The sequence below is a fragment of the Melioribacteraceae bacterium genome (assembly GCA_019638015.1).
Lineage (GTDB): Bacteria > Bacteroidota > Ignavibacteria > Ignavibacteriales > Melioribacteraceae > JAHBUP01.
Genome location: JAHBUP010000001.1, coordinates 3207086 through 3222212, shown reverse-complemented (window position 1 = coordinate 3222212; position 15127 = coordinate 3207086). Strand labels below are relative to the sequence as shown.

Annotated in this window: 7 protein-coding genes; 4 read left to right on the top strand and 3 right to left on the bottom strand. The window is 34.4% G+C overall.

The features are described 5' to 3' along the window. Window positions 1-39: 39 nt before the first annotated feature. From KF816_13720 to KF816_13710, 3 genes are all read right to left on the bottom strand, one after another. Window positions 40-963 (bottom strand): hypothetical protein, encoded by a 924-nt coding sequence (locus tag KF816_13720; protein MBX3009072.1) that lies wholly within the window; start codon window positions 961-963, stop codon window positions 40-42. A 37-nt stretch (window positions 964-1000) separates the two neighbouring features. After that, a complete protein-coding gene (locus KF816_13715; protein MBX3009071.1) occupies window positions 1001-3676 on the bottom strand; it encodes an N-acetylmuramoyl-L-alanine amidase in 2676 nt (891 codons plus the stop codon). A 118-nt stretch (window positions 3677-3794) separates the two neighbouring features. Further along, complete coding sequence (locus KF816_13710) at window positions 3795-5333, bottom strand: family 10 glycosylhydrolase (protein ID MBX3009070.1); 1539 nt, start codon at window positions 5331-5333, stop codon at window positions 3795-3797. 233 nt (window positions 5334-5566) lie between these two features. Between KF816_13710 and KF816_13705 the strand changes: the two genes are divergently transcribed. The 4 genes from KF816_13705 (at window position 5567) to KF816_13690 (ending at window position 15104) form a co-directional block, all read left to right on the top strand. Then, window positions 5567-8665, top strand: a complete 3099-nt coding sequence (locus KF816_13705) for a hypothetical protein (protein MBX3009069.1) — start codon at window positions 5567-5569, stop codon at window positions 8663-8665. Between the two features lie 46 nt (window positions 8666-8711). Then, window positions 8712-9368, top strand: coding sequence for a response regulator transcription factor (locus KF816_13700; GenBank protein MBX3009068.1), 657 nt, complete (start codon window positions 8712-8714; stop codon window positions 9366-9368). 172 nt (window positions 9369-9540) lie between these two features. Beyond that, entirely contained in the window at window positions 9541-11922 is a 2382-nt protein-coding gene (locus KF816_13695) for a family 10 glycosylhydrolase (GenBank protein MBX3009067.1), read from the top strand. 107 nt (window positions 11923-12029) lie between these two features. Beyond that, window positions 12030-15104 (top strand): TonB-dependent receptor, encoded by a 3075-nt coding sequence (locus KF816_13690; GenBank protein MBX3009066.1) that lies wholly within the window; start codon window positions 12030-12032, stop codon window positions 15102-15104. The last annotated feature ends 23 nt before the right edge of the window (window positions 15105-15127 follow it).

Here is a 15127-nt window from a genome sequence, read left to right as displayed (position 1 = left end):
TAAAATTACTCCAGTGATTTTCAGAATATTTGGTATTTCTTACAATTTATTTTTGGCCATTATAACAGCGCCTATTTCGGGGGGGAATTGTGCTTCAATAATTCTAACTTCCGGCAGTTGTAATTTAATTTTTTCTCTAAATAACGATGCAAAATAATTCTGTGAGGAAATAATCCCTCCCACAAGACAAAGCTCCATCTTCTCTTCACCTAAGGTTTTATGCATTGCCCGCACATGCAAAATTAGCTCATCCGATTCCTCTTCAAGTATCTTTTGAGAGAGACTATCTCCCAATGAGGCGGCTTCAATAACTTTTGGGGCAAAGGTAGCTATATCAAAATTATTATTATATACCTGAGAAATTAACTGAGCCCCGCTATTAATTTGAAATTCTGCTTCAAGCATTTTAGTTAAGATTGTAGAATTATTTCTTCCGTCAAAATTTTTAGCTACATCTATCAATCCTTTTCTTCCAATTGAATATCCGCTTCCTTCATCTCCCAGTAATCTTCCATAACCTCCGGCGCGATGTATCTTATTAAATTTATCTTTTCCAAAAATAATTGATCCTGTTCCCGCAATTAATAAGGCGCCCGCATTCCCGGCGAATGCTCCTTCAATTGCTATTCTCGCGTCACTTTCCACATTAAAAGAATTAAAGAGGCAACCTTTCGACTTTGCGTATTTGACAAAATCATTCTTTAATTTATTGGCGTCATTTTCTCGACCTGCCCCTGTAGTGCCTATAAGTATTGACGCGATCTCATCTGTAGAAATATTTAATGATGTAGCAGATTCAAGTATCAAGGAAAGAATTGTTTCCGAAACTTTTTCTGTCCCAATAATCAAAAAATTGGAAGGACCACCTTGGCATTGGTAAAGAGGATTAAAATCATAATCAGTAATAACACATTTGGTTTTTGTACCGCCCCCATCCATCCCGATTAAATATTTCTTTGCCATCTATTACCTAAAAATATTATTACTAATAAATAATGAATTATTCACTCATGTACTTTAAATAATTTAGCAAACCCGAATAAATTTTCTCGGCCATCAGCTTCCTAAAATTATCATCATTCAGTTTTTCTTCATCTTCAGCGTGGGACATAAATGCCTGCTCAACCAAAATAGAGGGCATTTCAGACATCCTTGTCACTCGATAATTAAAAGAACCAACAGAACCGAATGGAGCTAATTCTAAATCTAATAATTTATAATAAACGCTTTCTGCAAACTTAGCCCAAAATGGATTATGATAAAAAGTACAAGTTCCGGAAGTCCCTAAAAATTCATTTACCGGTTCGCTCGAATTTGCATGGATGCTAAAGTGTAAATTAGAGTTAGATCCTACAGCATCATCCCGTTTTTTTAAGAGAGCCATGTCGATATCAGAATCTCTCCCCTGAAATATCTCTGCGCCATTAAGAGTAAGTATATCAGCTAATTTTTTTGACAGATCCAAATTAATATCTTTTTCCTTAAGTCCGGAAAGACCAACAGCTCCTATATTACTTCCGCCATGTCCTGCTTCTATTGAAATTTTAATCCCTTTTAAAGGTGTGGAACTTTCGAGATTGTAAATGGGAGGATACTTTAATCTAAATACCAACTCTTTACCTTTTGGTTTTAAATCGTATCCCCAAATTTTGGGTGACTTAAGATTTATATAAATCTTATAAGTTTCTTTTGAAGTCTGCTGCCAGGTAATTTCCTCAATAAACCGTAAATCATTTTTATGAATTATCCATGTGCTGCTACTCTTAACGCCAAATAAAGTTATTACAATTCTTTTTTGTTCTGGATCAGGATAAACCTCAAATGGAACATTTTCCAAATAGGGGATTTTTACAATATCTTCCTTCTCTGTTGAGTAGCTTGCGATAGGATTTATATAATAACCAGGTGTGTAATTGATTCCAACATTTGCGTCGACAAATTCTTTATTAATATAACCTTCTTCTGTTTCGCTCAATTTTATTCTATAGTTATCCCCAAAAATTCCGTTTGATTTAAGAATTACATCTTTTGGTAACTCGTTTCTAATTGGAGCCCCCAGTCGAATTGGAGCTAAAGTATATGTAAGAATTGAATTGCTTGATGTTGTGATCAGACTGGGATATTCATCCTGATCTTTAACTACCAAATCGAGTTTAAGGAATTTTTCGATACTTTTGGGATTTAATGAACCATCCTCATTCACTAATATTAATTTGATTTGATGCTTTTGATTATGAGATAAATTTTTCAACGGAATACTAACTTTGTATTGACTTACATTCGAGAAATCGATCCGACTGCAACTATATTTTTGATTGCCCGGGATGAGTTCCACAAATGCTATTTGTGATTTACTACCGAGGAAAGATACATTCAAGAAGTCGGTTGGCGTTAATGATAAATTTTCGATAGGCTCTATAGAATCATCAACAATGTAAAGTTGTTTCTCTTTTTGAACTAAATCCTCTTTTCTATAAAAAATCTGATCTTCATAAATAGTTGTATTCCCTTTATCATCAGTTGCAACTGCTCTTAATCTATTCAATCCTTCAGTTAATCTTACTTTATTAAAGAATACGCCGGTTGTATATATTTTTACCGGCTCACTATTAATTGTAACCTTTGATGGATATGTTGTTCTGCATAAAAGATTATATGTGTTGTTACCCGTTACTCGTTCAAATGGTCTTCTGAATTCAATCCAACTGCCATACCTTTCTGTGCTGCCCTCTTTTTTCACTAAATAGTTAAAGGGGATAACCCAGTCATTAGTTTTAATACGATACTCTTTATCACCGATTTTCAAATCGATTACATCTGGTTTGCCAGAAATAATGAAATGAATTTTATGATCAGTATTTAGTTGTTTTTCAATTCCATCATTTACTTTTATAGGAGCATTAATCTCCGCAACTTCTTCCAGATTTAGTGTAATAAAAGATTCCGGACTAAGTTTTTTAACATACTGAGGAAGTACTCTTTCATATTCAGAGATTGTGAGATACTTATTATAAGCTATTGTTTTTGCTTTTTCAGATACAAGAAAATCTATAGTGCCTATCTTTAATAGATCTTCAGACACTTCACTAAATTTATAAAATTGTTCTTCATTTGTAGAAACAATTAGAAATGGTTTAATCATCATACAATTAACAATTATGTCCTGTAACGCATTTAAAGTGTGACTTGATGAGAAATCAATTCCTTTAAAGTAAAAACCATTAATATCGCATGAAGTTACTAATAGATTAAAATTATCTTTTATGTTGGTCAATCCGCTTTTTTCAAGATAGTATTTGTCCGGATTGTTGAAGTCAACTTCCAAGAGAATAGAAATATTTTTTGCTTTAGAGTAATTGGCCGTTTCCTTAATAATATTTATGAATGAATCATCGATTTTGGAATTAGAAAGAATCATTTTTGAAATACTGCTGCATTGCAATACTACGCCATTATCATTATTAAGATCTGATTCGTCAATTTTATTTTTTAATCTATTTATAACAGCGGCTGGATTATCTATATCGATATTATCAAAATTTAAGAAAGCGATTTTATCCTGATAATATTTATGACTATAACTTACCGGCTCATCTATCCTATTGTTGTTAATGATGGTTTTACAAGCATTAGCAACAAATACAATTGTAATTAAAAGGAATAATCCTTTTTTCATACTTACTCCAATTATTTAGTATAGATAAAGCAAAAGGATTAAGCGATGAGATGCTCAATCCTTATTTGAAATGGAAAGAAGAAATATTTCTTAAACTATAGCTGTCATTAAAAAATCATCATTTAATAATTTGGGTAGCGTGAACACTCTCATTACTAATTCTATCGACTGCCGAAACAGCAATTTCCACTAAATTATTATTAGTAACTATTTCCTGTCCATCTTCATTATAATACTTATTTTGAGATACGAGTGGAATCTCGAAACATGACGCTGAATTTTCTAAAATTGTGTAATCCCATCTTCCATCATATTTATAATAAACAATCCACCGGAAGACCTTTGTGGGTTCCTCGTGTGTCCAACTAATTTTAAGCTTATCATCTGATTTTTCAGATTTAATGATAGGTGCTTCTATGGAACTGTTTTTGAACCAAGGAGTAGCTGGAATTAACGCTTCGTTTTTATAAGGTCCATTGACAAGCGCATCAGACAATTCCTTAAAGTTGAGAAGTGATGAAATACTCCAACAGATATTTCCTGGAGAATTGGGAACCATTCCTCTAATAATCATTATCTGATTTATAACTTCCATTGTGTTCAAATCATTATTATCTCGGTCCAGACTAATACCTGGCCAAAAATGCCGATTCATCAAATTCTCATTTTTCCACCATCCCATCAACACCGGAAAGCTTTGTTTCAACGTGCTTATTTTCCAATATAATTGAGGAGCCCAATAATCAACCCAACCCTCATTTATCCAAAGTTTTGCGTCTGCAAATAATTTTTCATGTTGATCAAATCCCTCAATTGACTGTGGATGACGCGGTCTCCAAATTCCGAACGGACTTAATCCAAATTTTACGGATGGTTTGATATCTTTAATACCGTTATAAACGCGTTTAATAAATTGATTAATGTTATCTCGTCTCCAATCGGATCTGCTCAATTTACCATCATTATTTTTATACTCTTCCCAGCTTTTGTCATCCGGAAAATCCTCGTTATCATTATAAGAGGGATATGGGTAGAAATAATCATCAAAATGAATTCCATCTATATCATACCTTTTCGTAATATCCATTACAACATTAAAAGAGTGATCTTGGGCTTCCTTCTTACTTGGATCTAGCCACCAATAACCCGATTTCAGTTTATAAACCCAGTCGGGATGTTTTTTTACAATTGAAAATTCTGAAACTTCGCCCCCTTCTATATGATGGGCTCTGTAAGGGTTGAGCCAAACGTGTAATTCCATGCCCCGTTTATGGGATTCCTCAACCCAAAATTCAAGAGGATCATAAAATGGCTCGGGGGCAACACCCTGTTTTCCTGTTAAATAATATGACCAGGGTTCGAGTTCACTTTTATAAAGAGCATCACATTGGGGACGTGCTTGAAATATTACCGCGTTAAAATGATTTTGGTGAAGTCTATCTAATATATGAATAGCTTCTTTTTTCTGTTCTTCTACCGATAAATATTTAGTGCTCGGCCAATTAATATTTGCAACGGTGGCAACCCACCCGCCGCGAAACTCTCTTAATACTGTTGGCTGATCAGGTATTCCTTCGGGAGAAATAACCGAAAATGAAGGGTTAATAATCATAAAAAGTATTAGGAAAGTGAAAAGGTGATTGATAATTTTTCTCATATGAATTTGTAAAAAATGAATAAATTAATTGAATAAGTGAACTAACTCTTTCTATGGCTTATATTATTATTAATGAAAATAAATAAGGTGTTATAAATACAACTACATAATTGGGTGGTTTTGTTGTTGATTTTTTATGCTGATTATAAGATGTTCACTTAGCCGGTTTTTAATCCACATGTTTTATGGATGCGATCTTTCCGGTTTGATATTCTTAAAATTATTATGCTTTTATGATCAAATTTTACACTACACTTCTTTTTTTTCTTTGCTGTAGCCTAAATCAGGTATTCTATGCCCAGAATCAACAGCTTGTCTTCGATCGTATCTCAAAAGAACAAGGCCTCATACCAGGAAATGTTAATGATATTGTTCAGGATAGTACCGGCTTTATTTGGATGGCTACGGAAAATGGTTTATGCAGATATGACGGTTATAATTTTGTTTATTATAAAAATGAAGTCAATGACCCGAATAGTTTAAGCTATAATCATGTTTTTAGTTTGCTTTTAGATAAAGATGGTGTAATGTGGGTTGGTACCCTTGGCGGAGGGCTAAATAAATTTGATGTTCGTACCGGAAAATTTAAACGATTTACTCATGATCATAATAATTCGAAAACAATAAGCAGTGATATAATTTACGAAGTGTTCCGCGATTCAAGAAATAGAATGTGGATATCTACTCTGGGTGGCGGTTTAAATTTATTTGATCCGGTCAAGGAGACATTCACACATTTCATACATACCGATAATAATCCCAACACAATTAGCAGTAATATGGTGAGCGCTATTTATGAAGACAGATCACGCCGATTATGGTTCGGTACTTTTGATGGCGGGATAAATCTCTATAATGAATCAGAAAACAAATTTGTTCACTTTAAGAATAATCCTTCCGATAAATTTAGTTTGAGCCATAATCAGGTAATGGATTTTATTGAGGATGATGAGGGGAGATTCTGGGTGGCAACTTTTGGCGCCGGAGTTAATTTATTCGATAGAGATAATAATAAATTTTATAATACTAAAAATGACCGCGACTTTCCCATTCGACCCGATCATCAAAATATTCGAATACTGTTTCAGGACAAAGAATCAATTTGGGTTGGTACCTACAGCGGCTTATTTAGGTTTGATAAAAAAACATTTGTAAAGACTGATATTTACTCAAATCCAAATAATCCTAAATCAATAAACGATAATAAAATAAGGTCGATTTTTAAGGATAAAACAGGAGTTGTTTGGGTTGGTACTATTGCCGGAGTAAATAAATATGATTCGATGCAGAAAAAATTTCAACTGGTAAAATTTAGTGAGAATTATAAGGCTCTTCTTGATAATCAAAAAGAAATTCCATCAAGATATATTACCAAGCAAGTAATTTGGGCTGGTCCTGGAGAAACTGTTATTTCAAAAACGAATAACAGAAGAATTAAATATTTCAGCGAAAAGAATAATGGTAAACAACTGCATACCCAGCGCACAGTTAATTTTTATCTTGATGAAAAAAATTACCTGTGGGTGGGAAGTTACGGAGGCATTCACTATTACGATATAAAGAAAAATGAATTTTATAATGTTCAATATCTCGATGATGGAACCGAAGCAAAAGGTAACAATTTTGTAAAATGGTTTTACTTCGATAAAAAAAATCGATTCTGGGCAAGTACATTAGTCGGCGGTTTTCTCATTTACGATCCAGCCTCAAATCAAATTAAAAGATATGCTCATAACGAAAATGATATTAAAACTCTGGGCGATTCCAGAATGGTTTCTGTTTTTGAGGATAGCTATGGAATTGTATGGGTTGCTACTTACGGCGGACTTGATATATTTAATGAAAAAGATGGAACTTTCAAACATTATAGGGTAATTCCTAACGATAGCACTTGTATTGCTAACGATAGAATTTATGACATTTATGAATCCAAAAGCAGAGAATTGTGGATTGGTACTTATCAAGGTTTGAGTAAATATAATAGAGAAACTGACAACTTTGAGAGTTTTACCACGGAGGATGGTTTGGGGGATAATACTATTTATAGTATTCAGGAAGATGATCAAGGATATTTATGGATTAGAACGAATGATGGTTTAAGCAAATTCGATCCAATCAGAAAAATATTTAATAACTATAACGCCAAAGATGGTTTGATGGGAATGGAATTAAATGGAAATATCCATTTCAAAAATAGTGATGGAAAGATGTTCATCGGTTCTTCAAATGGATTAATTAATTTTTATCCAAATGAGATAATAGATAATCCCTATAAACCAAAAGTTGTTTTCACCAAACTTTCGATTTTAGATCAGGAAGTAAAAGTTGGAGATAATTCACCTTTGATTAAACCAATAAATGAGATGGATGAGGTAGTTCTTTCTTATAAAGATAAAGTAATTAGCTTTGAATTCGCAGCGCTTCACTACGCAATTCCATCAAAGAATAAGTATGCATATAAATTGGAAGGATTCGTTGATCAGTGGGTTTTTGTTGATGCGAATAATCGTCATGCCAAATTTACCAATTTAAATCCGGGAGAATACACTCTTAAAGTTATTGCTTCAAATAATGATGGAATTTGGAGTGACGTAGAAAGCTCAATTAGAATTATTATTACTCCACCATATTGGGAAACCTGGTGGTTCAGATTGATAATTCTGCTTGTAGTCCTCTCTATCATATTTATATTTTATGAAATTAGATTAAACCGATTGATCGAAATTGAGAGAACCAGATCGAGAATTGCGCGCAATCTTCATGATGAAATTGGAGGTACACTCTCTTCAATTCAATATTTTGTTCGGGCACTTGAGCATGATAAAGAGAAAAAAAAGGTGGAAAGCAAATCAAAATACTTGAACTTAATTTTAGAGAGTTCGGCAGATGCGCAGGAAAAAATTAAGGATTTAATTTGGACTGTGAATCCCGATGAAGATGGATTAGGTAAATTTTTTATAAAGTTTAACCGGTATGCTTCCGACCTCTTGGATGCAAAAGAGATAAATTATAATATTAAACTTCCCGTCGATTCAGTTAATCAAACTATTTCTATGGAAAAGAGGCAGCATTTATGGTGCATTTGTAAAGAAGTCCTCACTAATATTGCCCGGCATTCACAATGTAAAAATGTTTTTATTAAAATCGAGTTCAGCGGCAAGAGACTTGAATTATATTTTGAGGATGACGGAATTGGTTTCGAGGAATCGGTGAAGAGATTCAGTAACGGATTAGTGAATATCAAAAACAGAGCGGAAGCTTTGGGGGCAAGCTATAATTTAATTACAGGAAAAGACCAGGGAACTAAATGGACTTTTTTAATATCAATTTAATAACCACCTTTGTGTGTAGTATATATCATTTTGTAAAGGATTTATTTTGTTGAAAAAAACGTCGATGATAAAAATTTCGATTATAGAAGATAATTTATTTGCAAGGACAGCCTGGGAAACAGCATTAAGCGCGATTGAGGATTTTTTAATTTTGGAATCTTTCAGTTCATGCGAGGAGGCGCTCAAATCCGAGGAAATTAAAAAAAGCAATGTAATATTATTAGATATTGGATTGCCGGGAATTTCTGGAATTGAGGGGGCCGAACTGTTAACCCAAATAAATAAAAATGCTTTAATTATTATGATAACCATTCAGGATGATGATAAGAGTATTTTTGGATCGTTGCAAGCAGGAGCAATTGGGTATTTACATAAATCTGTTTCCCCCGATGAGTTAATAGAGGCTATCCGGCTGGCAATTAAAGGAGGGTCACCTATGACTCCACAAATTGCCCGTAAAGTTTTAAAATCATTCCATAAATTCAAGCCGGTTTATAATGAAGATATGCTTACCGAAAAGGAGACTACCATTTTAACTCTTCTATCTGAAGGCAAATCATACAAAAAAATTGCTGATGAAATCTTCCTCTCAGTAGATGGTGTTAAATATCATATTCGAAGCATCTACGAAAAACTGCATGTTCACAGTAGGGCTGAAGCGGTTAGTATCGGGCAAAAATTAAGAATTCTTTCTAAATGGTAAGTAATTAATAAAATTAGAAAGCAGCCTCTATTTTTATAAAAATTATCTTTTGAATTCAAAGCAAAGACGAGAAATTAAAACTACACATTGGTGTAGTTGAAAAAGAATTGGTTGTTTACAAATTAGGGACGTGATTCAATAAAACCTTACGACCATTAAGGCTAGGCAATTAATGAGAAAACTATTTTACTCTATTCAAGTTTTACTGATTTTCAGTTTTTCAATTATATCGTCACAAACCACCTCTCCCAAAAGAGAATTTAGGGGAACCTGGATTGCCTCGGTTTCCAATATAGATTGGCCTTCATCAACCACACTATCGGTTGAAACACTCAAACAAAATTTAATTGATATGCTCGACGCAATTAAAGATGCTAACTTAAATGCGGCATTTTTTCAAGTTCGTCCAGAATGCGATGCGTTGTATAAATCCGATTTTGAACCATGGTCATATTGGTTAACCGGCACTCAAGGCAAAGCTCCTGTAAACAATTTTGACCCTCTGCAATTTGCGATTGACGAAGCTCATAAAAGGGGCATTGAGCTGCACGCTTGGTTAAATCCTTACAGAGCAAGACACGCTGGGGCATCTTATGACAGATCTGCAACTCACATTTCAAATACGAAACCGGAATGGATTTTAAAATTTGGTAATCTTCATATTCTTAATCCCGGTCTGCCGGCTGTAAGAGATTATAATGTAAGTATTGTAGTTGATATTATCACAAAATATGATGTTGATGGTATTCATTTTGATGATTACTTCTACCCTTATCCGCCCGATCATATGAAAGCGAATTCGACAAATAATGCAAAAGATGAGAGTACATTCTTACTTGATCCGAGAGGATTTACAAATAAAGATGAATGGCGCAGAGATAATGTAAATATCCAGATGAAAGCAATCAGCGATACGATTAATGCACTTAAACCTAATGTTAAATTTGGTATCAGTCCTTTTGGTATTTGGAAAGCTGGAGTTCCAGCAGGTATTACAGGAATGGATGCTTATAGCGCAATTTATGCCGATCCGATGAATTGGTTAAAAAATAATACCGTAGATTACATAATCCCACAATTGTATTGGAAAATTGGCGGTAGTCAAGATTATAATAAATTAATGCCCTGGTGGGCGGATTCCGCAAAGCACTATAATAAGCATTACTATACAGGAAATATTTATGGTTCCAGCTATACGAGTGCTGAACTTCCAAATCAATTGAAAGCTAATAGAAATAATAGCAAGACCGACGGGATGGTTTTATTCAGCGCGAAACATATTCCGGGTAATACTTCAGGATTTACAGATTCATTAAAGACAAAATATTATACTAATCCGGCCATAATTCCAGGAATGAATTGGAAGGATCAAGTTAAACCTAATAAACCAACCAACTTGCGCTTTGAAAAAATAGCAGGAGTGAGAGGTGATGGTTTAATTTGGGATAAGCCAGCTGTTGCGGCAGATGGTAATTTAGCTTCTATGTACGCAATTTATAAATTTAATACTGCTACTGTTCAGCCAAGTCAAATTGAGGATGCCTCAAATCTTAATAATATTGTTGGAGTAAATTACGCGGCGCTAAAAGTAAATGATGTTTCATCAACAATGTATTTTGCCGTTACATCATTAGATAAAAATTATAATGAGAGTGAGCTAAGCGAAGTAATTCCTGTAACTATAAATATTCCCGAAAAACCAAAAACTTTTTACCCTGCTGATTTAGCGGTTAATCAAAAAGACACTATTAAGTTTATATGGGAAAACACAAAGCATTCAAATTATAATCGTCTTCAAGTTTCAGAGGATATCAATTTTTCAAGTTTAGTTTTTAATCAAAATAATATTGTTGATACATTTAGAACAGTTACCCGATTAAAGGGATTAAAAACTTATTACTGGCGAGTGTCAGCGTCAAATTTAGCCGGAGAGAGTGTCTATTCTGAAACAAAGAGTTTTACGACAGGCTTTCCGGCGCCTCCTCAGTTATTGCTCCCTGCTGATAAGTCAGTAGATGTGTCCGTAACTCCAAAATTAGTTTGGAATAAAACCTTTGCTGCTAGCTATTACAGATTACAGGTGGCTGAAGGGTTATCGATACTTCCAACAATTATAATTATTGATACAGTTACAACTGATACAACTCTAACCATTGGCAAATTAAAAGAAAATAAAATTTACACATGGTCGGTTCTTGCCGGAAATGATTATGGAAAAAGTGAGTTAGCCGAAGTGATGAAATTTAGAACTCTTGTTTCTACAAGTGTATTGGAAGATGATGGGATGCCCAAATCTTACCAGCTAAATCAAAATTATCCCAATCCATTTAATCCATCTACAAAAATCAAATATGCGCTCCCCGAAAGTGGATTGACGTCAATAAAGATTTTTAATGTGCTTGGCCAAGAAATTGCAGAAATTGTGAATGAAGAAATGAGTAAGGGTTATCATTCAATTGAATTTAATGCTGAAAATTTGCCCAGTGGTATATACATATATACCCTTCAATCCAATTCGCACGTTCTTAGTAAAAAAATGATGTTCGTTAAATAGTTGTAATAAAGTGTTCCTAATTTTTTTTGATTTATAAGATTCAAACTGTAGTTAAAACTAATTCTATTAGCGTAAAGCATTATTCTGAAATTTAGGAGATTTCGAATATGAGAAAATTTTTACTTCTCAAAATTCTAACATTGATACTTGCAACCCAAATTACCGCAGCAACAACGGGTAAAATTGCCGGTACAATTATCGATTCAAAAACCAAAGAACCGCTCATTGGAGTGAATGTTATGCTCGAAGGAACTACTATAGGAGCTTCTACCGATGTTGATGGTTATTTTGCGATATTGAATGTTCAACCCGGCAGGTATACGGTAAAAGCATCTTATATTGGCTACACAACAGCTACCGTTACAAATGTTAGAGTAAACATTGACCAGACAACGGTAGTTGATATTTCTTTAAATGATGAGGCTCTGCAAACAATGGAAATTTATGTTGTTGCCGAACAGCCAATTGTGCAGAAAGACGTATCATCAAGCCGTGTCAATCTAAACTTTGAAGAAATTGAAAACCTACCGGTTTCAAATGTATCGGGTGTAATTGGTTTACAGGCGGGTGTTCTTTCTTCAGCTACCGGACCAGTAATACGAGGTGGCGGAGCTGATCAAACCGCATTTGTTGTAAATGGAATGACCCTAAGAGATGAAAGGGATAATACTCCATATCTCGGCATCAGCTTTACATCGGTTAAAGAAATTCAGGTTCAGACCGGCGGATTCAACGCTGAATCCGGTAATATTCGTTCCGGTTTAGTTAATGTGGTTACCAAAGATGGTGATAAACAAAAATATTCTATTTCTATTCTTAGCAGATATAGACCAGGCGCTAATAAACATTTTGGTGAATCGGTTAATTCTCCAAATTCTTATTGGATTAAACCTTATATAGATGATGCAGTTGCTTGGACTGGTACCGATAATGGAAACTGGGATGATTATACTAAACGCCAGTATCAACCTTTTAGAGGTTGGAATAAAGTATCGGAACAATTATTGGCTGATAACGATCCTTTGAATGATTTAACTCCTGAAGCCGCTCAAAGATTATTTTTATGGCAGCATAGAAGACAACTAGATATTACCGAACCCGATTACGATTTTGATATTAGTTTCAGTGGGCCAGTTCCAGTGATTAGCAAAGAACTTGGAGGCTTGACATTTATTACTTCATACAGAACTACAAAAGAAATGTATATGATTCCCCTATCAAGGAAAGCTTATCAAGATTATAATTTCCAATTTAAATTAACTTCAGATTTACAGCCTGGAATGAAATTATCTGTTGAAGGTATTAATGGAAAGCAATGGGGAACAACAAGTTCAAGAAGTGGATTAGCCGGTATATTTAGATCAGCCGGTGGAATTGCCGAACAACTAGACACTAGATCAGGCGCCAGTTATTTAGATTCCAGAGTTTATGCTACCGATTATTGGGCTCCAACTCAAAAATTTATTTCCGGTTATGGATTAAAGTTCACTCATGTAATTAATAACACCACTTACTATGATGTTACCTTAAATCAGTTTGGTACCCGGTATGATACTAATCCAGGCACAGCAAGAAATACAGATAAGACAAATCAATTTGGCGGAATATTTTTTGATGAAGCGCCATTTGGTTATTTCAGTGGTACAAGCAGCGGTATCGGTTCTTCAATGAACATGGGCCTTGGATTTAGTAATTCAAGAGATACAAGCAGGGTTGCTACCTGGTCAGCTAAAATTGATTTTACAAGTCAGCTTGATAAATATAATAATGTAAAAGCCGGAGCTGAATTTGTGTATACAGAAAATGCGGTTAACTATGCATTGGTAGAACCTGCACTCCCTAGCAATAACAGCCGTTCTAATTGGCAGACATTTCCGATTAGAGGAGCTTTCTATATTCAGAATAAATTAGAATTTGAGGGTATGGTCGCTAATGTTGGTGTTCGATTCGATTACAGCAACGCAAATGGCGACTGGTATGTTTTAAATAATCCATATGATAGAGCATTATCCGGCGCTTTATCATCCGGTATTGATACTCTTCTTCAAAAAGTAGCTACAGAAGCAATTCTTGATGTAAGTCCTAGGTTAGGTGTTGCTTTCCCAATTTCGGTTGATAGCAAACTTTACTTCAATTATGGTCATTTTAGATCGATGCCTCTTCCTGAAGACCTTTATCTTCTAAGAAGAAGTACTGTTACACAGGCAGTTACAAGATTGGCAAATCCAAATAATCCATTGCCTAAAACCATTGCATATGAATTGGGTTACGAACATAATTTATTTGATGAATACTTGTTAAGGGTAGCCGGTTATTATAAAGATATTACAGAACAACCTAGATTGGTAACTTATACTAGTCGAGATAATTCGGTAAACTATACAATACCAGAACCGGAGAGTTATGAAGATATCAGAGGCTTCGAAGCCACATTAACAAAGAACAGAGGTGAATGGGTTCGCGGTTTTATTAATTATACTTATCAAGTTTCAACAAGCGGTAATTTTGGATTAAGAAGTAATTCTGAAAATCCTGCCATCCAAAGAGAGAACCAACGCAATAAAACCTTCTTCGAACAAAATAAACCTATACCAAGACCATACGCAAGAGCTAATATTGATATCTTTACTCCTCTCGGTTGGGGTCCCGATATTATGGGAATTAAACCTCTCGAAGATTGGAGAATGAATATACTTGCCTCCTGGCGTGCGGGTGTGAATTTTTCATGGACTGGCCCAGGTGGTGTACGCCCCGGATTTGAAAATAATATTCAATGGCAGGATAGTTATAATATCGATTTAAGAATTTCAAAAGCATTCGATTTCGGTCCACTTAATATTGAATTCTTCGCAGACATTCTGAATGCGCTTAACCTAAAACAGATGGGCTACAGCGCGGGATTTGTTGATTTGAATGATTATGATGATTATATGAAATCGCTGCATCTTCCGGAGAAATACAGAGAATTCGGCAGTAATTATAAGTTTATTGCTGGTGATGATAAGCCGGGTGATATAAGAACAGGCGCATACATTCCTTGGGATGAGAATGCAAGTGAAGCTCAAAAAGAAGAATGGAGAAAGAACAAATCATATATAGATATGCCGAATCTGGGATACACGGCGTTTCTAAACCCAAGGTCAATATTTTGGGGTATAAAAATAAATTACGATTTAAATTAAAATTCATTAGAAAATTTTGAGGA

Excerpts from the sequence above, each read along its gene's own strand:
- KF816_13720 (MBX3009072.1), bottom strand. The coding sequence starts at position 963 with ATGGCAAAGAAATATTTAATCGGGATGGATGGGGGCGGTACAAAAACC.
- KF816_13715 (MBX3009071.1), bottom strand. The coding sequence starts at position 3,676 with ATGAAAAAAGGATTATTCCTTTTAATTACAATTGTATTTGTTGCTAAT.
- KF816_13710 (MBX3009070.1), bottom strand. The coding sequence starts at position 5,333 with ATGAGAAAAATTATCAATCACCTTTTCACTTTCCTAATACTTTTTATG.
- KF816_13705 (MBX3009069.1), top strand. The coding sequence starts at position 5,567 with ATGATCAAATTTTACACTACACTTCTTTTTTTTCTTTGCTGTAGCCTA.
- KF816_13695 (MBX3009067.1), top strand. The coding sequence starts at position 9,541 with ATGAGAAAACTATTTTACTCTATTCAAGTTTTACTGATTTTCAGTTTT.
- KF816_13690 (MBX3009066.1), top strand. The coding sequence starts at position 12,030 with ATGAGAAAATTTTTACTTCTCAAAATTCTAACATTGATACTTGCAACC.